This window comes from Enterobacter cloacae complex sp. P47BA (assembly GCF_014930485.1).
GTDB lineage: Bacteria > Pseudomonadota > Gammaproteobacteria > Enterobacterales > Enterobacteriaceae > Enterobacter > Enterobacter bugandensis.
Genome location: NZ_JADBRF010000003.1, coordinates 119,462 through 144,766, shown reverse-complemented (window position 1 = coordinate 144,766; position 25,305 = coordinate 119,462). Strand labels below are relative to the sequence as shown.

The following is a 25,305-nucleotide window of genomic DNA, read 5'->3' as shown; positions in this document are numbered from 1 at the left end:
GGAAATGTGAAAGATATTATTGCCCGCCATAAGGCGGGAGAGCATCTCGGTATTTGTTCTGTCTGTTCAGCGCACCCGCTGGTTATCGAAGCCGCATTACGGTTCGATCTGCATACCGACAACAAGGTACTAATTGAAGCTACTTCAAATCAGGTGAACCAGTTCGGCGGTTACACCGGTATGAAACCCGCTGATTTCCGTGATTTTGTTCTGAAGATCGCCAACGAGGTGGGCTTTCCGCATGAACGTTTGATCCTGGGTGGCGATCATCTGGGGCCAAACTGCTGGCAAAACGAACCGGCAAACGCTGCGATGGAGAAATCCATCGCATTGATCAAAGCCTATGTCGTGGCAGGGTTTAGCAAGATCCACCTGGACGCCTCAATGTCCTGCGCCGACGATCCTGTTCCACTCCCGCCAGGGGTGGTGGCACAGCGTGCCGCCCGACTGTGCAAAGCCGCAGAAGAGACGGCCACTGAAGAACAAAAAGCGGCGCTAACCTACGTGATTGGTACTGAGGTTCCCGTTCCCGGCGGTGAAGCCAGCAGTATTAACAGCGTTCATGTTACCCGTGTGGAAGATGCCGCGCAGACGCTGGAAACGCATCGTGAGGCCTTTGCCGCGCTCGGTCTGAACGAGGCGATGACGCGTGTGATTGCGTTAGTTGTGCAACCCGGCGTGGAATTCGACCATACGCAAATTATTCACTATCAGCCGCAAGCGGCAGAGGCGCTTTCCGGCTGGATCCGCCAGACACCCATGGTCTATGAGGCGCATTCAACGGACTATCAGACTCGTCAGGCCTATCGCGCTTTGGTTCGCGATCACTTCGCGATCCTGAAAGTCGGCCCGGCGCTTACCTTTGCCCTGCGAGAAGCCATTTTTGCCCTCGCACAAATGGAGAAGGCCCTCATCGCCCCTGAGCAACGCAGCCATGTGCTTGACGTGATCGACGAAGTCATGCTGAACGAGCCGGATTACTGGAAAAAGTACTACCGCCCTACCTGGAGCCAGGCAATGGTGGATATTCACTTTAGCCTGTCCGATCGCATTCGCTACTACTGGCCGCACCCGCGCATTCGCCAGAGCGTTGAGAAGTTAATCGCTAATCTGAGCGCAACCTCCTTGCCTCTGGGGCTGATCAGCCAGTTTATGCCCGTCCAGTTCGAACGATTGTCGATGAATGAGATCGCCGCAACACCGCAAAATCTCATCATCGACAAAATACAGGATGTATTACGCGCCTATCGATTTGGCTGCACCCCTGAACCCGTCTGATGCCGGAGAGTGTATGAGTCACGTTTTTGTCCGTACCGGAATTGTGTTTGAAACCTGCCAGCAGGCGCTGGCGCATATTGGCGAGGAGATGCTGGCTAACGGTGTTGTACACGCCACCTACCCTGCCGCCCTTCTGGAAAGGGAGATGAACTACCCCACCGGCATTGCCCTTGAACGCCATGCGGTCGCTATTCCGCACTGCGAAGCCGTACATGCGAAACACCCCGCGATTTACCTGATTCGTCCGGACAAACCGGTGCATTTTCAGCAGGCCGATGATGATGGCGAGGTCGCCGTCTCACTCATCATCGCGTTAATCGTTGAAAACCCTGCGGCGCAAATGAAATTGCTGCGCCGCCTTTTCAGTGAGCTACAAAACCCGGATACGCTGGACATGCTGCTGGCTGCGCCCGCAGAGCGCCTGGCCGATCGTTTCCGGGAGACGATCCTTGAGCCTGTCGTCTGTGCCCAGGCTTCATAACATACTGATAATAAAAAAGGAGTGCCCTATGAAACGCAAAGTTATTGTTGCCTGTGGCGGTGCTGTCGCCACCTCAACCATGGCAGCAGAAGAGATCAAAGAACTGTGTGAAGCCCACCACATTGAGCTGGATCTGGTCCAGTGCAGGGTGACTGAAATCGAAACCTATATGGACGGTGCAGACCTGATTTGTACCACGGCGAAAGTTGACAGAGCCTTTGGCGACATCCCTGTGGTGCATGGCATGCCGTTTGTATCCGGCGTCGGCATCGAAGCCCTGCAGCAAAAAATTCTGACCATCCTCGAGGGGTAAGAACATGTTTACCGAAATCATGCGGTACATCCTCGATCTGGGGCCAACCGTAATGCTGCCAATCGTCATCATCATCTTCTCTAAGCTGTTGGGGATGAAGCTGGGCGATTGCTTTAAATCCGGCCTACATATCGGCATTGGCTTCGTCGGGATCGGGCTGGTTATCGGCCTGATGCTTGACTCCATCGGCCCGGCGGCCAAAGCGATGGCTGAGCAGTTCCAGATTAACCTGCACGTGGTGGATGTCGGCTGGCCAGGTTCATCCCCAATGACCTGGGCATCACAGATTGCACTTATCGCAATCCCTGTTGCGATTGGCGTCAACGTTGTCATGCTGGTGACGCGGATGACGCGGGTGGTGAACGTCGATATCTGGAACATCTGGCACATGACCTTCACCGGTGCGATGCTGCACCTGGCAACCGGCTCTTACTGGCTGGGGATCCTGGGCGTTGTGGTGCACGCCGCGTTTGTTTACAAGCTGGGGGACTGGTTTGCCAAAGACACGCGGGACTTCTTCGGTCTGGAAGGGATTGCCATCCCTCACGGCTCGTCAGCTTACCTCGGTCCGATCGCCGTTCTGGTCGATACGATTATCGATAAAATCCCAGGTCTTAAGCGTATTCATTTTAGCGCTGACGATGTGCAAAAACGCTTTGGCCCGTTTGGCGAACCGGTCACGGTTGGGTTTGTGATGGGACTGGCGATTGGCATGCTGGCAGGCTATGACGCCAAATCCGTTCTCCAACTGGCCGTGAAAACCGCCGCCGTGATGCTGCTGATGCCGCGCGTAATCAAACCGATTATGGACGGCCTGACGCCGATTGCTAAACATGCCCGTAAACGTCTGCAGGCGAAGTTTGGTGGGCAGGAGTTCTTAATCGGTCTCGATCCGGCGCTGCTGCTGGGCCATACGTCCGTCGTCTCCGCCAGCCTGATTTTCATCCCGCTTACCATCCTGATTGCTGTTCTGGTGCCGGGCAACCAGGTGTTGCCGTTCGGTGACCTTGCCACCATCGGCTTTTTTGTGGCGATGGCGGTCGCGGTGCATCAGGGCAACCTGTTCCGCACGCTTATCTCTGGCGTCATCATTATGGGCATTACGCTGTGGATTGCGACCCAGACCATCGGCCTCCACACCCAGCTTGCGCAAAATGCTGGCGCATTAAAAGCTGGCGGGCTGGTGGCCTCCATGGACCAGGGCGGTTCACCCATCACCTGGCTGCTCATCCAATTTTTCACCTGGCAAAACCTGGTGGGGTTCATCGTGATTGGTGCAATTTACGTCACCGGCGTCCTGCTCACCTGGCGACGTGCCCGTGTGTTTAACGCGGCAGAAAAGAACGCCGCTAACCCGCAAAGCCAGACGGTGTCTTGATACCCGGGGAGCCATGCTCCCCCTCTTTTTCTGGAGTGAATATGAAATCAGTTGTAATTCACGCTGAGGGCAACGTGCGCGTTGAAGAACGTCCAATCCCTCACATACAGGCTGCGGATGATGTGCAGGTGCGTATTGCCTGCTCAGGATTATGTGGCTCCGATATCCCGCGAATTTTTGCCGGAGGGGCACATTATTATCCCATCACCCTGGGACATGAATTTAGCGGTCATGTCGAAGCCTGTGGTGCCGAAGTGCACGACCTCAAGGCAGGCGATCCGGTTGCCTGCGTGCCATTACTGCCCTGCTTCTCCTGTCCGGCGTGCGAAAAAGGCTACTACTCGCTCTGCAAGCAGTATCAGTTTGTCGGATCTCGTAGCGAAGGCGGTAACGCGGAATATATCGTGGTGAAGCGCGCAAACCTGTTCCGCCTTCCTGCAGAGATGGCAATTGAAGATGGCGCATTTATTGAGCCCATAACCGTAGGGCTACACGCATTTCATCTCGCTTCCGGCTGCGAGGGTAAGAACGTCATCATTGTCGGCGCAGGAACGATCGGCCTGCTGGCGATGCAGTGTGCGCTGGCATTAGGCGCCAACAGTGTTACCGCGGTTGACATCAACGACGATAAGCTCGCGCTGGCAACAGCGCTGGGGGCAACTCAGGTGTTTAATAGCCGCTCTCTGGCCGCAGAGGACATCTTCAACGCCTTGAGCGACAACCCATTTGATCAGTTGGTTCTTGAGACTGCTGGCACACCGCAAACCGTTACGCTCGCCATTGATATCTCAGGGCCGCGCGCCCAGGTCGCTCTGGTGGGTACGCTGCATCACGACCTGAACTTACCTGCGGCGACATTTGGCAAGATACTGCGTAAGGAGTTGACGCTTCTGGGAAGCTGGATGAATTATTCGGCCCCGTGGCCGGGTGAAGAATGGGAAACCGCGGCGCGCCTTCTCACAGAGAAAAAACTACAGCTAAAGCCCCTTATTGCTCATACCGGCAATTGCGATAGCTTCGCTCAGGCCGTGCAAGGACTCAACGGTGCGCCAATGCAGGGCAAAATCATGCTGCGCTTCGCGTAGTGCTTCGAGCCAGCAACCTGAGCTGGCTCACATTTACTTTCGAATATTACCGTACACCTTTCGCATACCTTCGATTAGAATAGAGGCAGTTAATTATCAGGCATTTCAATATGAACTCATTTGAGCGACGTAATAAAATCGTTGACCTCGTCAACGCTCAGGGCAGTGTCATGGTGCTGGATCTGTCGAATATGTTTGGCATTTCAGAAGTAACGATTCGAACAGATCTGCGCCTGCTGGAAGAGAAAGGATTGGTCACGCGTTTTCACGGTGGCGCAGCAAGACCCGGCAGCAGCCTGGCGGAAAGCGAAAATCAGGAAGTGGTGCTGGAAGACCGTTATAAGCTGGCAAGAGACCCGAAAAAGCGCATCGCACAGGCCGCTGCGGCCATGATTGAAGAAGGGATGACGATCATTCTCGATAGCGGTAGCACCACCATGCTCATCGCCGAAGCACTCACCAAAAAAGCCAATATCACCGTCATTACCAACAGCCTGCCTGCCGCGTTTGCCCTCTCGGAAAATAAAGATATTACGCTCGTGGTCTGCGGCGGTACCGTGCGCCATAAAACGCACTCTATGCATGGCACCATCGCCGAGCGCTCTTTGACCGGGATAAGCGCGGATCTGATGTTTGTCGGCGCGGACGGTATTGATGCCACCAACGGCATTACAACGTTCAATGAAGGCTATTCGATTAGCAGCGTTATGGCTGCCGCCGCGCATAAGGTGATTGCCGTGCTGGACGCCAGCAAGTTCAACCGGCGCGGGTTCAACCAGGTGTTGCCGATGGAAAAAATCGACTGTGTGATTACGGATGATGGGATCGGAAAACACGAAAAAGAACTGTTGGGTAAAACGGGCACCGAGATCATTACGGTTTAGCAAACGACGCAGGTCAGCGTATGACCTGCCAGCTTCCCCCTTTCCTTGCCCCCAGGCGTTTTAATTTACCTTTTGTTTGCAAAGAATGGAGATAACGTTCCGCAGTGCGGGAAGCCACGCCCAGTGCAGAGGCCAACATTACCGCAGTCATTTGCGGCTGAACGGTAAGAAGCTCAAGGATGGACTTTTCCTTTTCCGACAGTTCTTCCGACATTTTTTCCGACATGACGGACGACATACCTATGCCTTCCCGCAAAGCTTCGGTCATATTTTGCAGCATAAATTCCACGAATGCCGTGCAATCACTGGCCCGATCGCATTGCCCTAAAATCTGGTAATAGCGCGCTTGCTGGAAGTGAATGAGCGTCTCAACGGGCAGCCATGCAAGTTCGGCGCGCCACTGGCTTAAGATCAACGTTTGCCACAGCCGCCCCATGCGGCCATTTCCATCCGAAAAGGGATGAATAAACTCAAACTCGTAATGAAATACCGAGCTGACAATCAGCGGGTGAAGATCGGTTTGCTTAAGCCAGGCAAGAAGATCGTCGATAAGACGGTTCATCTGTGAGGCTGGCGGAGCCATGTGGACTAACTGGTTTCCACGGTACACCCCTACGTCCCCATTTCTGAGCGTTCCGGGATGATCGACCAGACCCTTCATCAATAATCGGTGTGCACTGAGTAAGTCGTTGAGCTTCCAGGGCTTCCATTCGGGCAATTTCTCATATGCCAGGATAGCGTTGCGTACTTCCTGAATATCTTTTTCAGGAGCAAGTACGCGTTTGCCATCCATGATTGCCGTCACCTGCCCTGTCGTCAGCGAGTTATGTTCAATGGCTAGCGAGGCCTGAATGGTTCGAATACGGTTCTCTTTACGGAGTAGCGGAGAAGTTCGACCTGAATGTGCCGCCCAATGTCCTAATAGCTCACCAATCTCAACCACCTGATTGAGGATAAAGGGTGTGATGGTGAAAGGAGGCTGATAGCGGCTCATCTGGCTTACTCCCCCTGCTGCTCCAGCGCATACTTGTACAGCGCATTTTTCTTCACGCCGTGGATCTCTGCCGCTAATGCCGCCGCTTTCTTCAGCGGCAGTTCCGCCTGGAGCAGCGCCAGCGTGCGCAGCGCATCAGCAGGCAGGGCATCCTCTTCCGCCCTATGCCCTTCGACAATCAGCACCATTTCGCCTTTGCGGCGGTTTTCGTCTTCCTTCACCCACGCCAGCAGTTCACCGACTGGCGCGCCGTGAATGGTTTCCCAGGTTTTGGTCAGCTCGCGCGCCAGCACCACGTAGCGGGATTCGCCCCAGACGGTGACCATATCTTCCAGGCTTTCCAGCAGGCGGTGAGTGGATTCATAAAAAATCAGGGTGCGCGGCTCTGCTTCCAGATCCTTCAATACGTCGCGGCGGCCCTTTGATTTGGCAGGCAGGAAGCCTTCATAGCAGAAGCGATCGGACGGCAGACCCGCCGCGCTCAGCGCAGCAATGGCAGCGCACGGCCCCGGCAGCGGTACAACGCGAATACCGGCTTCACGACAGGTCCGCACCAGGTGATAGCCCGGGTCGTTGATCAGCGGCGTACCGGCGTCGGAGACCAGCGCAATGTTCTGCCCCTCTTTCAGCTTCGCCACCAGCGTTTCGGCTTTTTGTTGCTCATTGTGATCGTGCAGGGCAAACAAACGGGCGTTAATCGCGAAATGTTGCAGCAGTAAACCGGTGTGGCGGGTGTCTTCAGCGGCAATTAAATCAACAGCTTGCAATACGTTCAGCGCACGTTGGGTAATATCAGACAAATTCCCGATAGGAGTAGGTACAATATAAAGCTGGCCTTGAGAATTATCTGCCGTTTCGTGTTGTTTCATTGTTTCGTCCGTATTGCCGATTTAATATTGAGCATTGCGTAAAAAAAAATCACTGGATACAGTATGGTACCGTTAACGTTTCTTCGAAAAAAAGCCACGCGCAGCGTGCCGCTGCTGCTCGCAGCCCTGATTTTTGCAGGCTGTGGCACCCAGGCACCTGACCAGAGCACCGCCCATCTTCAGGGCTCCGCTCAGGCTGATTCTGGCTTTTATCTGCAACAAATGTCGCAGAGTACAAATGATACCAGGATCAACTGGCAATTACTCGCCATTCGTGCACTGCTGAAAGAGGGCAAAACCCAGCAGGCTGCCGAGCTGTTCGGCCAACTGCCGAAAGAGCTTAACGATACTCAGCAACTTGAGCAGAGCCTGCTCTCTGCCGAGCTGAAGGTCGCGCAGAAAGATTTTGATGGCGCGAAAAAGATCCTGGGGAGCATCGACCTGAGCGCGCTGGATAAAAACCAGCAGGCGCGCTTCTGGCAGGCGGGCATTACCGCTGAGCAGGGGCGCCCTTCCCTGACGCTCCTGCGTGCCTTGATTGCCCAGGAGCCGCTGCTCGCCGGTGCCGACAAGCAGAAAAATATTGATGCCACCTGGCAGGCGCTTGCCTCGATGACCCAGGATCAGGCAAAGGCGCTGGTCATTAACGCGGACGAAAACGTGCTTCAGGGCTGGCTTGATCTGCAGCAGATGTGGTTTAACAACCGCAGCGATCCAAAAATGCTGAAAGCCGGTATTACCGACTGGCAGACCCGTTACCCGCAGAACCCGGGCGCAAAAATGCTGCCAACCCAGCTGGTGAATGTGCAGAACTTTAAGCCTGCGTCGACAAGCAAAATTGCGCTGCTTCTGCCGCTGAATGGCCAGGCGGCAGTGTTTGGCCGTACGATTCAACAGGGCTTTGAAGCGGCGAAAAACGGCACCACGCCGGTAACGGGCAGTGCGGTTCCGGTGCAGGCAGCGCAGGCGGCCAACGTGAACGACGTTGTCAGCCCCTCAGCCGCCGAGACCAGTGACCTGACCACCGCACAAACCCCGGCGCAGGGTACAATGCAAAATCCGGTTACCGCACCGACAACCCCACCAGCGACTGCCGCACCAGCAGCACAGGCTCCGGCTGAGGCACAAGCGACGCCTGCACCAGAGGCAACGGCAGAACAGCCTCAACAGCAGCCGGCACAACCAGCATCACAACCTGCCGATCAGCCGCAGGCCGTGGCGACCGCCAGCGCGAACCCTGGCGCTGAGCTGAAAATCTACGACACCAGTTCGAAGCCGCTTGACCAGGTGCTGGCGCAGGTTCAGCAGGACGGGGCAAGCATCGTTGTCGGCCCGCTGCTGAAAAACAACGTGGAAGAGCTGATGAAGAGCAATACCACGCTGAACGTACTGGCGCTCAACCAGCCGGAACAAGTTCAGAACCGGGCCAATATTTGCTACTTCGCACTCTCTCCGGAAGATGAAGCCCGCGATGCGGCACGTCATATCCACGAGCAGGGTAAACAGGCCCCGCTGCTGCTGATCCCGCGCAGTACGCTGGGCGATCGCGTGGCTAATGCTTTTGCCGACGAGTGGCAGAAGCTGGGCGGCGGCATCGTGCTGCAGCAGAAATTCGGTTCCGTCTCTGAACTGCGTGCGGGCGTTAACGGTGGAGCGGGTATCGCGCTTAACGGCAGTCCGGTTTCCGCCAGCCTGCCGCAGCAGCAGAGCGTGACCATTGGAGGCCTGACCATCCCTGCCCCGCCAACCGACGCGCAGATAAGCGGTGGTGGTAAAGTAGATGCGGCCTATATCGTTGCCACGCCGCAGGAGATCGCCTTTATCAAGCCGATGATCGCGATGCGTAACGGCAGCCAGAGCGGCGCAACGCTCTACGCCAGCTCCCGCAGCGCACAGGGCACCGCAGGCCCGGATTTCCGTCTGGAAATGGACGGCCTGCAGTACAGCGAAATCCCGATGCTGGCGGGCAGCAACCCGGCGCTGATGCAGCAGGCGCTAAGCTCCGTACGTAACGACTACTCTCTGGCGCGTCTGTATGCGATGGGTGTTGATGCGTGGGCGCTGGCAAACCACTTTACCCAGATGCGTCAGGTACCGGGCTTTGAGCTTAACGGCAACACCGGCGATCTGACCGCCACTCAGGACTGTGTGATTAACAGGAAGTTATCATGGCTCAAATACCAGCAGGGGCAAATCGTCCCGGCCAGTTAAGCCGTAAAGAGACCGGCGATGCGTGGGAGTTAAAAGCGCGTCGCTGGCTCGAAGGCAAAGGGCTGCGCTTTATCGCCGCCAACGTTCGCGGGCGCGGCGGCGAAATTGATCTGATCATGAAAGACGGTCAGGTGATTGTGTTTGTAGAAGTCCGCTTTCGACAGTCTTCCCGTTTTGGCGGTGCTGCCGCCAGCGTGACGCTCGCCAAACAACATAAATTATTACAGACTGCCCACTTGTGGCTTGCCCGCCATAATGGGAGCTTTGATACTGTGGATTGCCGTTTCGATGTGATAGCCTTCACCGGAAATGAGATCGAATGGCTTAAAAACGCTTTTGGCGAAGACGCATAATTAAGATTTAAAAGGGATAACGTGCTCGAAAGAATTAAAGTGTGCTTCACAGAAAGCATCCAGACTCAGATTGCCGCGGCGGAAGCCCTTCCGGACGCGATCTCTCGCGCTGCAATGACGCTGGTGCAATCCCTGCTTAACGGCAACAAAATCCTCTGTTGTGGCAACGGAACCTCAGCCGCCAACGCACAGCATTTTGCTGCCAGCATGATTAACCGTTTTGAAACCGAACGCCCGAGTTTACCTGCCATTGCACTTAATACCGATAATGTGGTCTTAACAGCGATTGCTAACGATCGTCTGCATGACGAAATTTACGCAAAGCAGGTGCGCGCCCTGGGGCATGCCGGCGATGTGCTGCTGGCGATCTCCACGCGCGGCAACAGCCGGGACATCGTCAAAGCCGTTGAAGCCGCCGTTACCCGCGACATGACCATCGTCGCCTTAACCGGCTATGACGGCGGTGAGCTGGCGGGTCTGCTCGGGCCGCAGGATGTGGAAATCCGCATTCCGTCTCACCGTAGCGCACGTATCCAGGAGATGCATATGCTCACGGTGAACTGCTTATGCGATTTGATCGATAACACGCTTTTCCCTCACCAGGATGATTAAGGAGTTTTTATGAAGGCTTTATCGACCCTCGCAGTCCTTATGTCTGCATTACTGCTTCAGGGATGTATCGCTGCGGCCGTTGTGGGTACTGCCGCAGTAGGCACCAAAGCGGCGACCGATCCGCGCTCAGTGGGAACGCAGGTGGATGACGGTACGCTGGAGCTGCGGGTCAACAGTGCGCTGTCGAAAGACGAACAAATCAAGAAAGAAGCGCGTATCAACGTGACGGCTTATCAGGGCAAAGTCCTGCTGACGGGTCAGGCACCGAATACCGAACTCTCCAGCCGCGCGAAGCAGATCGCAATGGGCGTTGAGGGCACCACGGAAGTCTTCAATGAAATCCGCCAGGGTCAGCCAATCAGTCTGGGCACCGCGTCGTCTGACACCTGGATCACCACCAAAGTCCGCTCCCAGCTGCTGGGTTCAGACCAGGTGAAATCCTCAAACGTGAAGGTAACGACCGAAAACGGTGAAGTGTTCCTGCTGGGTCTGGTGACCGATCGTGAAGGGAAAGCGGCGGCGGATATCGCCAGCCGGGTGAGCGGCGTGAAGCACGTCACCACCGCGTTTACCTACATTAAGTAATCCACGTCTGACTAAAGGCCCGGTAGGCGCGAGCGCCACCGGGCTTTTTTTACATCAACGCAATACTCCCCACCATCACTCCGCTCAACGCCACCAGCCCCGCCGTCAGCCACAGCGCTTTCGCCGGGAAAGACTTACGCAGCATGATGAGCGACGGCAGGCTGATTGCCGGCAAGGTGATAAGCAGCGCCAGCGCCGGTGCGGTACCCATACCGGCCAGCATCATGGTCTGGACAATCGGAATTTCTGCCGCCGTGGGGATCACAAACAGGCAGCCTGCAACGGCCATCGCAATCACCCACATCAGCGTGTTGTCGATCGCGCCGTCCGCATGCGGGAATAGCCAGACGCGCGCCGCGCCCAGAACCAATACCGCCAGGATATAGACCGGAATGGTGCTCCAGAAAAGCTGCCACAACGCCTTACCCCAGCGAGTGAAGAAACCGCCCTGCGGTTCGCTGACGTCCAGTTCAACGGCTGCGGGTTCGACGGCAGTATCCTTCACCAGTTTTTGTACCAGCGTCGCCACCACCAGCACCGTCAGCAGCCCGGCAACCAGACGGATAGCGGCAAAATGCCAGCCGAGCACAAAGCCCATAAACACCAGCGTCGCCGGGTTGAGCAGCGGGTTCCCCATCCAGAATGCCAGCGCACCGCCCATGGATACGCGCTGGCGGCGCATACCCGCCGCTACCGGTGCGGCACAGCAGGAGCACATCATGCCCGGCAGAGAGAAAATCGTCCCCAGCAGCGTGCCCTGAAAGCGCGGCTGCCCGAGTGTTTTCACCAGCCAGTTTCGCGGAATAAGTACCTGAATCAGCGATCCCAGGATTACCCCTAAGACGGCAGCTTTCCACACCGCCAGGAAGTAGACCATGGCGTAATCCCATGCCGCCTTCAGCGGGCTGGCATCAGCCTGAGCGAGTATAGATTTACCGATGCTGTGCGTTTCGGCGGCGGTGAAGGCTTTGCCGTAGTACGGCTGCCATTTCACATACCAGAGGCCAATGATGACCACGAGAAAGAAGAGTGCGGGCTTCCACCATTGGACAGGTGTTGCCGCCTGAGATGAAGACTGACCAGTCATACCATTCCCCGGAGAGTGTTATTTAATAAGCCGGAGAAGTTTACGCCTCGCCCTGCGCGATTTCACGAAGTTTTGCCGAAGGGATGATATTGACGCCCTCCTGCGACGGTGCCAGCGCCTCTTTCAGCATCGCCTGCGCGACGTCCCGTGCCTCGATGGACTTCCAGTTACCCGGCAGGATGCGAAACAGCGGGGCGAAGAAGGATTCGTTAAAACGCCGTTCGTCGCGGTGGCCCATCAGCATGGAAGGCCGCACGATTGTCAGGCGCTCCCACTTCTGCGCAATCAGCGCCTCTTCCATTTTGCCCTTCACCTGATTGTAAAAAAACGGTGAGCCGGTGCTGGCGCCGTGCGAGCTCACCACCAGGAAATGTTTTGCCCCCAGCTTTTTCGCCGTCAGGGCGGTATCCACCACCAGCGTGTAGTCCGCATGGATGAACGCTTCTTTACTGCCCGCCTCACGCCGCGTCGTGCCCAGGCAGCAAAAGGCGATATCTATAGGATCCTGTACCTGCGCCAGCGCGTCGGTGAGCTGGGGATCGTGCGGGTTATAGACGCCGGTGATATCCAACAGCGGGCGGCGCGTCGGGGCGGCAATATAGTTGATATGCCGGTCCTGGATCAGCAACCGCAGCAGATGTCCCCCCACCAGCCCGGTTGTGCCGGTAATCAGTACCTGACTCATCTTATCCCCTTTACAGAATTGTCCGTTTGCGATCTGGACCTGCTCTACCACACTTAAAAGTCTGTTACCGGTAAGTATTTACCACAAACGGGAAAAAAACAGTCTGAAGCGAAAACAACGGAGGAAGCATGGGTAAAAAAATCGCAGTCTTGATTACCGACGAGTTTGAAGATTCAGAATTTACGTCGCCAGCTGAGGCATTCCGCAAGGCAGGCCACGAGGTCATCACCATTGAGAAAGAAGCGGGTAAAACCGTGAAGGGCCACAAGGGCGAAGCCAGCGTGACCATCGACGAGTCCATCGATAACGTCAGCCCATCAGATTTCGACGCCCTGCTGTTACCGGGCGGCCATTCACCGGATTCCCTGCGCGGGGACGAGCGTTTCGTCACCTTTACCCGTGACTTCGTCGGCACCGGCAAGCCGGTCTTTGCCATCTGCCACGGCCCGCAGCTGCTGATCAGCGCTGAAGTGGTCCGCGGGCGTAAGCTTACGGCGGTGAAACCGATCGTTATCGATCTGAAAAACGCAGGGGCCGAGTTTTACGATCAGGAGGTGGTCAACGATAACGACCAGCTGATCACCAGCCGGACCCCGGACGATCTCCCGGCGTTTAACCGCGAAGCGCTACGCCTGCTCGGCGCGTAGCCAGTGAAGCTTTTTGCCAAAGCCCAGGGTGTTGTCGGTAAATTTCAGCTCATCAACGCGGATTTCCCACACCGGGGCTTTTAGCGCAGCAGCAACCGGGAAGCGGCGCGTGTAGCGTTTACGCTGTGCGTCGCTTTCTTCACCTTCCAGGCGACGAATCTCACCTTTGAACTGCACGCCGCGGATCAGCGCGACGGTTTTGGGCTGGCCGTTGACCGTGCCCGCCACTTTTGCCTGCTGGCCGGTCATCTGGGCATGCCGCGTTTTGTCCTCACTCATGACGTAAAAAGCGACGCGTTCAGGATCGTAGTAGTAAAAGGCGTTGGCGCACCACATTTCGCCCTCGCTATATACGCACCAGGTCACGACGTGCTGCTTTGCCAGCCAGCGGTTAATGGCGGCCAGTGTTTCCATTTTCGTTCTCTCTCATGCTATGGTGCGTTCACCTTAACATACTGAATCTGTTTACCGTGTGCTGGTTTCTCTATCTTGTCCGAACCGCTGATAACGCACTCTACACCGGGATCACCACCGATGTGGCGCGGCGTTTTTTACAACATCAAACGGGGAAAGGGGCAAAAGCGCTGCGGGGGAAAGGCGAACTGCAACTGGCTTTTTCTGCCGCCGTGGGGGACAGATCGCTGGCACTCAGGCTGGAGTACCGTATTAAGCAGCTAACGAAGCGCCAGAAGGAGCGCCTCGTGACCGGAGACGGCTCCTTTGAGGCGCTACGCGAAAGCCTGATTAAAAGCGATTAAAATGGTCGTGGTAGTCCACCAGACCATTTACGCCGTTCAGGGCATCATCCGCCAGGCGATGCACCTGGAAGGCGGATTCGGTACCCGGCCAGCGGCAGCGAAGATCGTAATGCGCGGCCTGCTCGAAGCCTAAACGGCCATAGAACGCCGGATCGCCCAGCGTGACCACGGCGGCATAACCAAACTCATTCAGCGAGTCCAGCCCTTCATAGACCAGCTGGCGCGCCAGGCCCTGCCCGCGGTAGTTTTCATCTACCGCCAGCGGTGCCATGCCCACCCACTGAAGATCTTCACCCTGAACGATCACCGGGCTGAAGGCAACATAGCCGACAACCTGACCTTCGTCATCGGTGGCAACCAGCCCCAGCGTGATCAGGCCGTCTTCACGGAGATCGTGGACCAGTTGGGCTTCCGCATCGCTCTCAAAAGAGCGGCGTAATAACGCATCGATACCCGGTGCATCAATCCCAATTTCGACTCGAATCAGCATGGCTCACCTACTGAAGTGTGTTTACTGTCCGGCGGGGTTTTCAGCCCGGCCTCAACGAAATCTGCCATTTGCATTAACATCACGCGCAGCGCTTTCGGCATCTGCTCCAGCTCAATGGCATCCATTAAATTCTTCACGTACAGGCCCAGCTCCGTGTCGCCTTCAATCACCAGACGGCGCTGGAAGAAGAGCGTATCCGGATCCTGCTTGCGCGCGGCGATCATCAGCAGATCGCTGGCGTTGGCGCTAAAGCTCACGTCCGCCTCGGCAGACTCACGAACGATCAGCTGGTCGTTCTCTACGGAGGTAAACCAGCGCAGCCCGATGTCACGCACCTCAATGCTTAACCAGCGCCCTTCCAGAAACTCCAGCTCGCCATCCTGCAGCGCCTGACGGAACTGCCAGCTCAGGACCTGCTCCAGCACCTGGCGTTTAAGCGCGAACGGCGCCAGCCTGACCGGCACGCTCAGCATTGATGGACCGAATTGTACGAGACGTGAACGCAGTTTATCCAGCACGAGCTTTACTCCCTGATAGCTATAGTCCCGCTATTTTGCCACATCCGTTCCAGAACATAGCGGCGTAAATCAACAAACCATCGTCGGACGTACCCCATTATTGGTGCCATCAATACGCCATTAGCTGCCTTAAATCAAAAATTGTCGCGTATGGGTTAATTAAAATCCCAGCTCGTTAACAATTTTGCTATCGACTACATCAGGATAATTTATGGAGCTGCTCTGCCCTGCCGGAAACCTTCCGGCGCTTAAGGCGGCCATCGAGAATGGGGCCGATGCGGTCTATATCGGGCTGAAAGATGACACCAACGCCCGCCATTTTGCTGGCCTTAACTTTACGGAGAAAAAGCTTCAGGAAGCCGTTAACTTCGTTCATCAGCACCGCCGCAAGCTGCATATTGCCATCAACACGTTTGCCCATCCTGACGGTTACGCCCGCTGGCAGCGCGCGGTGGATATGGCAGCACAGCTGGGCGCCGATGCGTTAATCCTGGCCGACCTCGCCATGCTTGAGTATGCAGCAGAACGCTATCCGCATATTGAGCGCCACGTCTCTGTTCAGGCATCTGCCACCAACGAAGAGGCGGTGCGTTTTTACCATCAACACTTTGACGTCGCCCGCGTGGTACTGCCGCGCGTGCTCTCTATTCATCAGGTTAAGCAACTCGCGCGCGTCACGCCAGTGCCGCTGGAGGTTTTTGCCTTTGGTAGTCTGTGCATCATGGCCGAAGGCCGTTGCTATCTTTCTTCTTACTTAACCGGTGAATCGCCGAATACCGTCGGGGCCTGCTCCCCTGCCCGCTTCGTCCGCTGGCAGCAGACCCCACAGGGGCTGGAGTCGCGTCTGAATGAAGTTCTGATCGACCGCTATCAGGACGGTGAAAACGCGGGTTATCCGACGCTGTGCAAAGGCCGCTACCTGGTCGACGGCGAGCGCTACCACGCGCTGGAAGAGCCCACCAGCCTTAATACGCTGGAGCTGCTGCCGGAGCTACTGGCCGCCAATATTGCCTCGGTGAAAATTGAAGGTCGCCAGCGCAGTCCGGCCTATGTGAGCCAGGTGGCGAAAGTGTGGCGTCAGGCCATCGACCGCTGCATGGCGGACCCGCAGAACTACGCCCCACAGGCGGCGTGGATGGAGACGCTCGGATCGATGTCTGAAGGCACGCAAACCACGCTGGGCGCGTATCACCGTAAATGGCAGTGAGAAAACCATGAAATATTCATTAGGGCCGGTGCTCTACTACTGGCCAAAAGAGACGCTGGAAGATTTTTATCAACAGGCCGCCACCAGCAGCGCCGATGTGATTTACCTCGGTGAAGCAGTGTGCAGCAAACGCCGCGCCACCAAAGTGGGCGACTGGCTGGAGATGGCGAAGAGCCTGGCCGGGAGCGGCAAGCAGGTGGTGCTGTCAACGCTCGCGCTGGTGCAGGCTTCGTCCGAACTGGGCGAGCTGAAGCGCTACGTCGAAAACGGTGAGTTTCTGCTGGAAGCGAGCGATCTGGGGGTAGTGAACATGTGCGCCGAACGCAGGCTGCCGTTTGTCGCAGGCCATGCGCTGAACTGCTATAACGCCGTCACCCTGCGCCTGCTGCTCAAGCAGGGAATGACCCGCTGGTGCATGCCGGTGGAGCTCTCCCGTGACTGGCTGGCAAACCTGCTGAATCAGTGCGATGAGCTGGGCATTCGCCATCAGTTCGAAGTGGAAGTGCTGAGCTACGGTCATCTGCCGCTGGCCTACTCTGCCCGCTGCTTCACCGCGCGCTCGGAAGATCGCCCGAAAGATGAATGTGAAACCTGCTGCATCAAGTACCCGAACGGGCGCAGCATGCTGTCGCAGGAGAACCAGCAGGTATTCGTCCTGAACGGCATTCAGACCATGAGCGGTTACGTCTATAACCTCGGCAACGAACTGGCGTCGATGGACGGGCTGGTGGACATGGTGCGCCTGTCGCCGCTGGATACCAGCGTTTTCGCGATGCTGGACGCCTTCCGCGCTAACGAAAACGGCGCGTCGCCGCTGCCGCTGACGGCAAACAGCGACTGCAACGGTTACTGGAAACGTCTGGCCGGGCTGGAACTTCAGGCCTAAAAAAGGCTCACTTTGTTAACAACGGTTATCATTTTTTAATGCAGTATTAAAGATTGACCGTCGACAAAGTGAGCTGTTATGACTGACAAAACCCTTCCGTTTTCGGTGCTGGATCTGGCGCCGATCCCACAAGGCTCTTCGGCAAGAGAAGCCTTCACGCACTCTCTCGATCTGGCTCAGCTGGCCGAAAAGCGTGGCTATCACCGCTACTGGCTGGCAGAACATCACAACATGGTCGGCATTGCCAGCGCCGCTACATCGGTGCTGATTGGCTACCTGGCAGCGAATACCACCACTTTACACCTTGGCTCCGGTGGCGTGATGCTGCCGAACCACGCCCCGCTGGTGATTGCCGAGCAGTTTGGCACACTGAATACCCTCTATCCGGGCCGTATTGACCTGGGGCTTGGCCGCGCGCCGGGCAGCGACCAGCCGACCATGCGCGCCCTGCGCCGCCATATGAGCGGCGATATCGATAACTTCCCGCGCGACGTGGCGGAACTGGTGGACTGGTTCGACGCGCGCGATCCGAACCCGCACGTGCGCCCGGTGCCGGGCTATGGCGAGAAGATCCCGGTATGGCTGTTAGGCTCGAGCCTGTATAGCGCGCAGCTCGCCGCGCAGTTGGGGCTGCCGTTCGCGTTCGCCTCCCACTTCGCGCCGGATATGCTGCATCAGGCGCTGCACCTCTACCGTACGAACTTCAAACCGTCCGCGCGTCTGGAGAAGCCGTACGCGATGGTGTGTATCAACATCATTGCCGCTGACAGCAATCGCGACGCGGAATTCCTGTTTACCTCTATGCAGCAGGCGTTTGTGAAGCTGCGCCGCGGCGAGACGGGCCAGCTGCCGCCTCCGGTGGAAAATATGCATCAGCTGTGGTCGGCCTCCGAGCAGTATGGCGTGCAGCAGGCGTTGAGCATGTCGCTGGTGGGTGATAAGGCAAAAGTGCGTCACGGGCTGGAAGCAGTGCTGCGTGAAACGCAGGCGGATGAAATTATGGTCAACGGCCAGATTTTCGATCACCAGGCGCGTTTGCATTCGTTTGACCTGGCGATGCAGGTGAAAGAAGAATTGGTGGGGTAGTTTTTTGCCGGATGGCGGCTTCGCCTTATCCGGCCTACGCGATCCCTGTAGGCCCGGTAAGCGTAGCGCCACCGGGCAATGTGTTTACTGGTACACAGGCAACAGGTTAAAGCTCGACAGCACGTGGACCAGCGCGTTACCCACCCCAAATACCAGGATCAGCGCAATCATCGGTTTACCACCCCAGACGCGGAATTTCGGGCTGCCGAAGCGTTTACGTGATTTACGTGCCAGCAGCGCTGGCACAATCGCCGCCCAGATGGTGGCCGCCAGCCCTGCATAGCCGATGGCGTACAGGAAACCGTTCGGCCACAGCAGACCGCCGACAATCGGCGGCAGGAAGGTCAGCAGCGCCGTCTTGAAACGCCCCATCGCAGAATCGTCAAAGCCAAACAGATCCGCCAGGTAGTCAAACAGGCCCAGCGTCACACCGAGGAATGAACTCGCCACCGCAAAGTTAGAGAAGACCACCAGCAGCAGATCCAGGCTGCGACTGTTCAGCACGCCGCTCAGCGCCTGCACCAGCACGTCAATGTTACCGCCCTTTTGCGCAATGCCGATAAACTCCGGGCGCGGGATGTTGCCCATTGTCCCCAGCAGCCAAATCACATACAGCCCAAGCGCCAGCAGCGTGCCGTAGACCAGGCACTTCACGATGGTGCGCGGATCCTTGCCGTAGTACTTCATCAGGCTCGGCACGTTGCCGTGGTAGCCGAACGACGCCAGACAGAACGGCAGAGTCATTAGCAGATACGGCGTGTAGGAGGTATTAACTTCCGCAACGTTAAACAGCGTGGCGGGCGTAACGTGCCCCAGCAGGCTGCCGAAGGTCAGGAAGAAGGTGATGACCTTAGCGCCCAGCACAATCGCCGTCATTCGGCTCACCGCTTTGGTGCTCATCCAGACGATAAACGCCACGCCCAGCGCAAAGCAGAGTCCCGCCAGACGCGCCGGAACGTTCAGCGACATCTCCGAAAAGGTGTGATGCAGAATCGAGCCGCTTGCTGAGATGTACGCGTAGGTCAGGATGTAGAGCACAAATGCGATGGAAAGGCCGTTCACCAGGTTCCAGCCTTTGCCCAGCAGATCTTTGGTGATGGTGTCGAAGCTGGAGCCAATGCGGTAGTTCAGGTTCGCTTCAAGGATCATCAAGCCGGAATGCAGCATGCAGAACCAGGTGAACACCAGCGCGGCCAGCGACCAGAAGAACCACGCACCGGACATGACCACGGGCAGGGAAAACATCCCGGCACCTATAATGGTTCCGCCGATGATCACCACGCCGCCAAGCAGCGAAGGTGACGTTTGGGTAGTGGTTAGTGTCGCCATACAGCCTTTTCTCCAGTTAATCATGCGGTTCTGCATTTTAGTGTGACGCACTGTACCAGTACAAGAGTACAAAGGGAATAAAAAAAGCCCCGATAGCATGTATCGGGGCTGTATATTTTACTTTACGTCAGAAGCGAAAGGCTTACGCGTCACCGAAACGACGACGGCTGGTGCCTTCTTCACGACGTGGGCCACGGCTTTCGCGGCGCTCGCCGGAGAAACGACGACCTTCACCACCGCGACCTTCACTGCGACCGCCTTCACGACGCTCGCCGCCGAAACCGCGACCACCGCCACGACGTTCGCCACCGCGGTCAGGACGTGGCTGTGCATCGCCCAGCAGCTGCATGTTCATCGGCTTGTTCAGGATGCGGGTGCGAGTAAAGTGCTGCAGTACTTCGCCCGGCATGCCTTTTGGCAGTTCGATGGTAGAGTGGGATGCAAACAGCTTGATGTTACCAATGTAACGGCTGCTGATGTCGCCTTCGTTAGCAATCGCGCCAACGATGTGACGAACTTCAACACCATCATCACGGCCCACTTCAATGCGGTACAGTTCCATGTCGCCAGCGTCACGACGCTCACGACGTGGACGGTCTTCACCACCACGCTCTGGACGGTCGCCGCGTGGACCACGGTCGTTACGGTCGCCACGACGTTCGAAACGATCGTCACGGTCACGGAACTCACGCTTAGGACGCATCGGTGCATCTGGTGGCACGATCAGGCTACGTTCGCCCTGAGCCATTTTCAGCAGTGCTGCAGCCAGAGTTTCCATGTCCAGCTCTTCGCCTTCAGCGACAGGCTGGATCTGCGACAGCAGCGCGCGGTACTGATCCAGATCGCTGCTTTCCAGCTGCTGCTGTACTTTCGCGGCGAATTTTTCCAGACGGCGTTTGCCCAGCAGATCTGCGTTTGGCAGGTCAGCTTCTGGAATGGTCAGCTTCATGGTGCGTTCAATGTTACGCAGCAGACGACGCTCGCGGTTCTCAACGAACAGCAGCGCACGGCCCGCACGACCCGCACGACCGGTACGACCGATACGGTGAACGTAAGACTCAGAATCCATTGGGATGTCGTAGTTAACAACCAGGCTGATACGCTCAACGTCCAGGCCGCGTGCTGCCACGTCGGTTGCAATCAGGATATCCAGACGACCGTCTTTCAGACGCTCCAGCGTCTGCTCACGCAGAGCCTGGTTCATGTCGCCGTTCAGCGCTGCGCTGTTGTAACCGCTGCGCTCCAGCGCTTCAGCCACTTCCAGGGTCGCGTTTTTGGTACGCACGAAGATAATCGCCGCATCAAAATCTTCCGCTTCCAGGAAACGGACCAGCGCTTCGTTTTTGCGCATGCCGTACACGGACCAGTAGCTCTGGCTGATGTCCGGGCGAGTGGTCACGCTGGACTGAATACGCACTTCCTGCGGCTCTTTCATGAAGCGGCGGGTAATGCGACGGATCGCTTCTGGCATGGTTGCAGAGAACAGGGCGGTCTGATGACCTTCCGGGATCTGCGCCATGATGGTTTCTACGTCTTCGATGAAGCCCATACGCAGCATTTCATCTGCTTCATCCAGTACCAGGCCGCTCAGTTTAGAGAGGTCCAGAGTACCGCGCTTCAGGTGATCCAGCAGACGGCCCGGCGTACCGACGACAATCTGTGGGCCCTGGCGCAGGGCGCGTAACTGCACGTCATAACGCTGGCCGCCGTAAAGGGCTACCACGTTTACGCCGCGCATATGTTTAGAGAATTCCGTCATTGCTTCAGCAACCTGAACAGCCAGTTCACGAGTTGGAGCCAGGACGAGGATCTGCGGTGCACGCAGGTCCGGATCGATGTTGTTCAGCAGCGGCAGCGAGAACGCTGCAGTTTTACCGCTACCAGTCTGGGCCATGCCCAGCACGTCACGACCAGAAAGCAGATGCGGGATACATTCTGCCTGGATCGGAGATGGTTTTTCGTAACCCAGATCGTTAAGGGCTTCAAGGATAGGAGCCTTCAGGCCCAGATCTGCAAAAGTGGTTTCGAATTCAGCCATGTAGTACGAGTGCCTCAATGTCAATGGCGGCCAGTCTACTTAGCTCATCGTGAAAATGATTAGCAATTTTCATTGAAAAGTGTGAACCGGCTCAAAGTAGGTGTATTGACGAACAACAACGCCCTCACCAGTGAAGGTGATGGCAATCAAAAGATTACGGGCTGATGTTTATGTCGTCAGCTATTGCTGGTCCGATTCTGCCAGGTCGTCTTGCTCCTGGCCCAAGAGCGATAATTCCAACAATGCATAACGGTGCTCAACGAAGTTATGTACGTTGTTAGCAACCGCTAATTTGAACAGTGCCGTAGCGCTGTCCATATCCCCCAGACTTAGGTAGTACTTACCTAAATAGAAGTTGGTTTCACTGAGATGCTCAGCGAGCGAGGTGTTATCCGTTGCGTCCGCCTTGAGGCGTTCCATCAGCGTTGCTTCGCTAATGTTGCCCAGGTAGAACTCGACAATGTTCCATCCCCACTGTTCCTTATCCGATTTCTCGAAGCGCTGTTGTAGTGCTTCTTTTGCCTGCTTCTCATCGAGCTTCCGCTCAACGATGTAAAGCCACAGGCTACGGAAAGGATCATTAGGATCGTCTTGATAAAACGCCAGCAGATCATCTTGCGCTAACTTATCACGACCGCCGTAATACAATGCGATACCGCGATTCAAGTGCGCGTAGTTGTAAGTTGGATCAAGCTCAAGTACAGAATCAAACGCTTCATAGGCAGCATCAAAATTGCCTGCCTGCGTTAAATAAATGCCTAAGTAATTGAATACTTCTGGCATATCAGGTCGGATAGCCAGCGCTTGTGAAAAATCATTTCGCGCTAATGCCCTCAGACCGAGACTATCATACAACACTCCGCGCTCATATAAAAGCTGTGCGCGTTCGTCATCGGTTAAAGCCCGACTGGCAAGTATTTGTTCCATGCGTGCCAGAATCACTTCCTGCTGCAAAGTCGGTTGCAATGGCACTGCGAGGACTTCGCTCTTACGCCAGGCAGAGTTGCTGCATCCTGCCAGCGTTAAAGCTGTCGCAACGAAACACCAGCGCAAAAAAGGCTTCATTTCCCACTCCCGAAGACAACTATTGGATGAACGTCCTGTCCCCCGGCGGCTTAACAAGGCGTCCTGCCTGATAATAAACCCTCCGCAGAAGCGGAGGGCAAATGCTACCTTACTCGCCTTGTTCTGCGGCTGGCGCTTCTGGCGCAGCGGCAGGAGACTGCTCGGTTGCTTCTTTAATGCTCAGACGGATACGGCCCTGACGGTCAACTTCCAGAACCTTAACCGGCACTTCCTGACCCATCTGCAGGTAATCGGTCACTTTCTCAACGCGCTTGTCAGCGATTTGAGAGATGTGAACCAGACCTTCTTTACCGCCACCGATGGCAACGAACGCACCAAAGTCAACGATACGGGTCACTTTACCCGCGTAGACGCGGCCCACTTCGATTTCAGCAGTGATCTCTTCGATGCGACGGATCGCGAATTTCGCTTTCTCGCCGTCGGTTGCTGCGATCTTCACAGTACCGTCATCTTCGATTTCGATGGTGGTGCCAGTCTCTTCGGTCAGCGCGCGGATAACAGAACCGCCCTTACCGATAACATCTTTGATCTTGTCTGGATTGATCTTGATGGTGTGAATACGCGGAGCGAATTCAGAGATATCACCGCGTGGCGCGTTGATAGCCTGTTCCATCACGCCCAGGATGTGCAGACGCGCACCTTTAGCCTGGTTCAGAGCAACCTGCATGATCTCCTTGGTGATACCTTCAATTTTGATATCCATCTGCAGGGCAGAGATACCGTCGCGGGAACCCGCTACTTTGAAGTCCATATCGCCCAGGTGGTCTTCGTCACCCAGAATGTCAGACAGAACAACGAAGTTGTCGCCTTCTTTCACCAGACCCATTGCGATACCCGCAACGGCGGCTTTGATCGGCACGCCTGCATCCATCAGCGCCAGAGAAGCACCACACACGGAAGCCATGGAAGAAGAACCGTTGGATTCGGTGATTTCAGAAACCACGCGAACGGTGTACGGGAATTTGTCAGCTTCCGGCATCACTGCCAGCACGCCGCGCTTCGCCAGACGACCGTGACCAATTTCACGACGCTTCGGTGAGCCAACCATACCGGTTTCGCCCACAGAGTACGGAGGGAAGTTGTAGTGGAACAGGAAGTTGTCAGTACGCTCGCCCATCAGTTCATCGATGATCTGCGCGTCACGTGCGGTACCCAGGGTTGCGGTAACCAGCGCCTGCGTTTCACCACGGGTGAACAGCGCAGAACCGTGAGTACGCGGCAGTACGCCCGTGCGTACGTCCAGACCACGAATCATGTCTTTTTCACGGCCATCGATACGCGGCTCGCCTGCCAGTACGCGGCTACGAACAACGTTTTTCTCGATAGCGTGCAGAATTTCGCCAATTTCGTTAGCGTCCAGCGTTTCGTCTTCGGCAACCAGGGTCGCGGTTACTTCAGATTTGATCGCGTCAACCTGAGCGTAACGCTCCTGTTTGTCGGTGATGCGGTAAGCGTCGCTCAGACGAGATTCTGCCAGTGCCGCAACGCGTGCGTTCAGCGCGTCGTTTGCTGCTTCTGGCTGCCAGTCCCAACGTGGCTTACCGGCTTCTTTCACCAGGTCGTTGATGTTCTGGATAACAATCTGCTGCTGCTCGTGACCGAACACCACAGCGCCCAGCATCTGGTCTTCGCTCAGCAGTTCAGCTTCAGATTCAACCATCAGCACAGCCGCTTCAGTACCGGCAACAACCAGGTCCAGCTTACTTTCTTTCAGCTCTTCCTGAGTTGGGTTCAGCACGTACTGGTCGTTGATGTAACCGACGCGCGCGGCACCGATTGGGCCATTGAATGGAATACCAGACAGTGACAGGGCAGCGGAGGCACCGATCATCGCAACGATGTCCGGGTTAACCTGTGGGTTAACGGAAACAACGGTCGCAATAACCTGCACTTCGTTAACGAAGCCTTCCGGGAACAGCGGACGAACCGGGCGGTCAATCAGACGCGCGATCAGGGTTTCGCCTTCGCTTGGACGGCCTTCACGACGGAAGAAGCCACCCGGGATTTTACCGGCAGCGTAGGTACGCTCCTGGTAGTTAACGGTCAGCGGGAAAAAGTCCTGACCTGGTTTAGCTTTTTTCTGGCCCACAACGGTCACGAATACCGCGGTGTCATCCATGCTTACCATAACGGCAGCAGTCGCCTGGCGTGCCATCATGCCGGTTTCCAGCGTGACGGTATGTTGACCATACTGGAATTTACGAACGATCGGATTCAGCAAAATTCTATCCTTTCTTAAATGTATGACAGCACACCGCCGGCGTGCTGTCGATTTAACCCGACCTTCTTCGCATCCTCGCGACTAATGACAACCGACACCCCCATGGGTGAAGCCTCTCATTAGCCGCGCGAACCTCTGCAATGAAGATCATTTATAGCAACAATACAATAGTTTCCATTGAATTGCTGCCGTCTGGTTGAAAAAAGGGGCCATCAGGCCCCCTT

General features: G+C 56.2%; 27 protein-coding genes. 15 read left to right on the top strand and 12 right to left on the bottom strand.

Features of this window, described 5'->3' with window-relative positions; translation table 11 throughout:
• The first annotated feature begins 6 nt into the window (after positions 1-6).
• The 6 genes from gatZ to IM299_RS05435 all read left to right on the top strand — a co-directional run bounded on the left by gatZ (position 7) and on the right by IM299_RS05435 (position 5,419).
• On the top strand, positions 7-1,278 hold the full coding sequence (gatZ, locus tag IM299_RS05460) for a tagatose-bisphosphate aldolase subunit GatZ (RefSeq protein ID WP_193357129.1): 1,272 nt from the start codon (positions 7-9) through the stop codon (positions 1,276-1,278).
• Between the two features lie 13 nt (positions 1,279-1,291).
• Positions 1,292-1,759, top strand: coding sequence for a PTS galactitol transporter subunit IIA (gatA, locus tag IM299_RS05455; RefSeq protein ID WP_104950031.1), 468 nt, complete (start codon positions 1,292-1,294; stop codon positions 1,757-1,759).
• 28 nt (positions 1,760-1,787) lie between these two features.
• A complete protein-coding gene (gene gatB / locus IM299_RS05450; protein WP_021242240.1) occupies positions 1,788-2,072 on the top strand; it encodes a PTS galactitol transporter subunit IIB in 285 nt (94 codons plus the stop codon).
• Positions 2,073-2,076: 4 nt separating this feature from the next.
• The gene (locus IM299_RS05445; protein ID WP_193357128.1) at positions 2,077-3,450 is read left to right on the top strand and encodes a galactitol-specific PTS transporter subunit IIC; all 1,374 of its coding nucleotides are present in this window, start codon (positions 2,077-2,079) and stop codon (positions 3,448-3,450) included.
• A gap of 41 nt (positions 3,451-3,491) precedes the next feature.
• On the top strand, positions 3,492-4,535 hold the full coding sequence (gatD, locus tag IM299_RS05440) for a galactitol-1-phosphate 5-dehydrogenase (RefSeq protein WP_048956691.1): 1,044 nt from the start codon (positions 3,492-3,494) through the stop codon (positions 4,533-4,535).
• Positions 4,536-4,645: 110 nt separating this feature from the next.
• Positions 4,646-5,419 carry a DeoR/GlpR family DNA-binding transcription regulator gene (locus tag IM299_RS05435; protein ID WP_193357127.1) on the top strand — a complete coding sequence of 258 codons (774 nt, stop codon included), beginning with the start codon at positions 4,646-4,648 and terminating at the stop codon, positions 5,417-5,419.
• 13 nt (positions 5,420-5,432) lie between these two features.
• Here the strand turns inward: IM299_RS05435 and IM299_RS05430 are convergent, their stop codons facing one another.
• Both IM299_RS05430 and rsmI read right to left on the bottom strand, forming a co-directional pair.
• Positions 5,433-6,413 carry a Fic family protein gene (locus IM299_RS05430; RefSeq protein WP_048956694.1) on the bottom strand — a complete coding sequence of 327 codons (981 nt, stop codon included), beginning with the start codon at positions 6,411-6,413 and terminating at the stop codon, positions 5,433-5,435.
• 5 nt (positions 6,414-6,418) lie between these two features.
• Complete coding sequence (gene rsmI, locus IM299_RS05425) at positions 6,419-7,282, bottom strand: 16S rRNA (cytidine(1402)-2'-O)-methyltransferase (RefSeq protein ID WP_193357126.1); 864 nt, start codon at positions 7,280-7,282, stop codon at positions 6,419-6,421.
• 63 nt (positions 7,283-7,345) lie between these two features.
• On the opposite strand from rsmI, the gene IM299_RS05420 reads away from it, so the two are divergent.
• From IM299_RS05420 to dolP, 4 genes are read left to right on the top strand one after another with little or no spacing between them, the layout of a single operon-like run.
• On the top strand, positions 7,346-9,493 hold the full coding sequence (locus tag IM299_RS05420; protein ID WP_193357125.1) for a penicillin-binding protein activator: 2,148 nt from the start codon (positions 7,346-7,348) through the stop codon (positions 9,491-9,493).
• On the top strand, positions 9,451-9,846 hold the full coding sequence (locus IM299_RS05415) for a YraN family protein (protein WP_028014533.1): 396 nt from the start codon (positions 9,451-9,453) through the stop codon (positions 9,844-9,846). Before IM299_RS05420 ends, IM299_RS05415 begins: the two co-directional genes overlap by 43 nt.
• 21 nt (positions 9,847-9,867) lie before the next feature.
• Positions 9,868-10,458 carry a DnaA initiator-associating protein DiaA gene (diaA, locus tag IM299_RS05410; RefSeq protein WP_003861754.1) on the top strand — a complete coding sequence of 197 codons (591 nt, stop codon included), beginning with the start codon at positions 9,868-9,870 and terminating at the stop codon, positions 10,456-10,458.
• A gap of 9 nt (positions 10,459-10,467) precedes the next feature.
• Positions 10,468-11,043, top strand: a complete 576-nt coding sequence (dolP, locus tag IM299_RS05405; protein ID WP_028014534.1) for a division/outer membrane stress-associated lipid-binding lipoprotein — start codon at positions 10,468-10,470, stop codon at positions 11,041-11,043.
• A gap of 49 nt (positions 11,044-11,092) precedes the next feature.
• Here the strand turns inward: dolP and IM299_RS05400 are convergent, their stop codons facing one another.
• Both IM299_RS05400 and IM299_RS05395 read right to left on the bottom strand, forming a co-directional pair.
• Positions 11,093-12,130, bottom strand: a complete 1,038-nt coding sequence (locus IM299_RS05400; protein ID WP_028014535.1) for a permease — start codon at positions 12,128-12,130, stop codon at positions 11,093-11,095.
• Between the two features lie 40 nt (positions 12,131-12,170).
• Complete coding sequence (locus tag IM299_RS05395) at positions 12,171-12,815, bottom strand: NAD(P)H-binding protein (protein WP_193357124.1); 645 nt, start codon at positions 12,813-12,815, stop codon at positions 12,171-12,173.
• A gap of 128 nt (positions 12,816-12,943) precedes the next feature.
• Between IM299_RS05395 and IM299_RS05390 the strand changes: the two genes are divergently transcribed.
• Complete coding sequence (locus IM299_RS05390) at positions 12,944-13,462, top strand: type 1 glutamine amidotransferase domain-containing protein (RefSeq protein ID WP_028014537.1); 519 nt, start codon at positions 12,944-12,946, stop codon at positions 13,460-13,462.
• Here IM299_RS05390 and IM299_RS05385 read toward each other — a convergent pair.
• Positions 13,442-13,876 (bottom strand): YhbP family protein, encoded by a 435-nt coding sequence (locus IM299_RS05385; RefSeq protein WP_047364709.1) that lies wholly within the window; start codon positions 13,874-13,876, stop codon positions 13,442-13,444. The genes IM299_RS05390 and IM299_RS05385 overlap by 21 nt on opposite strands.
• 14 nt (positions 13,877-13,890) lie before the next feature.
• Here IM299_RS05385 and IM299_RS05380 point away from each other — a divergent pair, with 14 nt between their 5' ends.
• Positions 13,891-14,220 carry a GIY-YIG nuclease family protein gene (locus IM299_RS05380; RefSeq protein WP_045260079.1) on the top strand — a complete coding sequence of 110 codons (330 nt, stop codon included), beginning with the start codon at positions 13,891-13,893 and terminating at the stop codon, positions 14,218-14,220.
• Here IM299_RS05380 and IM299_RS05375 read toward each other — a convergent pair.
• Positions 14,207-14,710 carry a GNAT family N-acetyltransferase gene (locus tag IM299_RS05375; protein ID WP_041907900.1) on the bottom strand — a complete coding sequence of 168 codons (504 nt, stop codon included), beginning with the start codon at positions 14,708-14,710 and terminating at the stop codon, positions 14,207-14,209. The genes IM299_RS05380 and IM299_RS05375 overlap by 14 nt on opposite strands.
• Positions 14,704-15,228: an SCP2 domain-containing protein gene (locus IM299_RS05370; protein ID WP_193357123.1), complete on the bottom strand. Its 525-nt coding sequence runs from the start codon at positions 15,226-15,228 to the stop codon at positions 14,704-14,706. Before IM299_RS05370 ends, IM299_RS05375 begins: the two co-directional genes overlap by 7 nt.
• Before the next feature lie 211 nt (positions 15,229-15,439).
• Here IM299_RS05370 and IM299_RS05365 point away from each other — a divergent pair, with 211 nt between their 5' ends.
• The 3 genes from IM299_RS05365 (at position 15,440) to IM299_RS05355 (ending at position 18,407) form a co-directional block, all read left to right on the top strand.
• On the top strand, positions 15,440-16,435 hold the full coding sequence (locus IM299_RS05365) for a peptidase U32 family protein (RefSeq protein ID WP_014885366.1): 996 nt from the start codon (positions 15,440-15,442) through the stop codon (positions 16,433-16,435).
• 7 nt (positions 16,436-16,442) lie between these two features.
• On the top strand, positions 16,443-17,321 hold the full coding sequence (locus IM299_RS05360) for a U32 family peptidase (protein WP_028014542.1): 879 nt from the start codon (positions 16,443-16,445) through the stop codon (positions 17,319-17,321).
• Between the two features lie 78 nt (positions 17,322-17,399).
• Positions 17,400-18,407 carry a luciferase-like monooxygenase gene (locus IM299_RS05355; RefSeq protein WP_163332883.1) on the top strand — a complete coding sequence of 336 codons (1,008 nt, stop codon included), beginning with the start codon at positions 17,400-17,402 and terminating at the stop codon, positions 18,405-18,407.
• 84 nt (positions 18,408-18,491) lie between these two features.
• Here the strand turns inward: IM299_RS05355 and mtr are convergent, their stop codons facing one another.
• From mtr to pnp, 5 genes are all read right to left on the bottom strand, one after another.
• Positions 18,492-19,736 (bottom strand): tryptophan permease, encoded by a 1,245-nt coding sequence (gene mtr / locus IM299_RS05350; protein ID WP_028014544.1) that lies wholly within the window; start codon positions 19,734-19,736, stop codon positions 18,492-18,494.
• A gap of 142 nt (positions 19,737-19,878) precedes the next feature.
• Positions 19,879-21,774 (bottom strand): DEAD/DEAH family ATP-dependent RNA helicase, encoded by a 1,896-nt coding sequence (locus IM299_RS05345; RefSeq protein ID WP_159125920.1) that lies wholly within the window; start codon positions 21,772-21,774, stop codon positions 19,879-19,881.
• The gene (gene yrbN / locus IM299_RS23090; protein ID WP_100122156.1) at positions 21,767-21,847 is read right to left on the bottom strand and encodes a protein YrbN; all 81 of its coding nucleotides are present in this window, start codon (positions 21,845-21,847) and stop codon (positions 21,767-21,769) included. Before yrbN ends, IM299_RS05345 begins: the two co-directional genes overlap by 8 nt.
• Before the next feature lie 107 nt (positions 21,848-21,954).
• Positions 21,955-22,839, bottom strand: coding sequence for a lipoprotein NlpI (gene nlpI, locus IM299_RS05335; RefSeq protein ID WP_028014546.1), 885 nt, complete (start codon positions 22,837-22,839; stop codon positions 21,955-21,957).
• Positions 22,840-22,948: 109 nt separating this feature from the next.
• Positions 22,949-25,081 carry a polyribonucleotide nucleotidyltransferase gene (gene pnp, locus IM299_RS05330; protein ID WP_041907891.1) on the bottom strand — a complete coding sequence of 711 codons (2,133 nt, stop codon included), beginning with the start codon at positions 25,079-25,081 and terminating at the stop codon, positions 22,949-22,951.
• Positions 25,082-25,305: the final 224 nt, after the last annotated feature.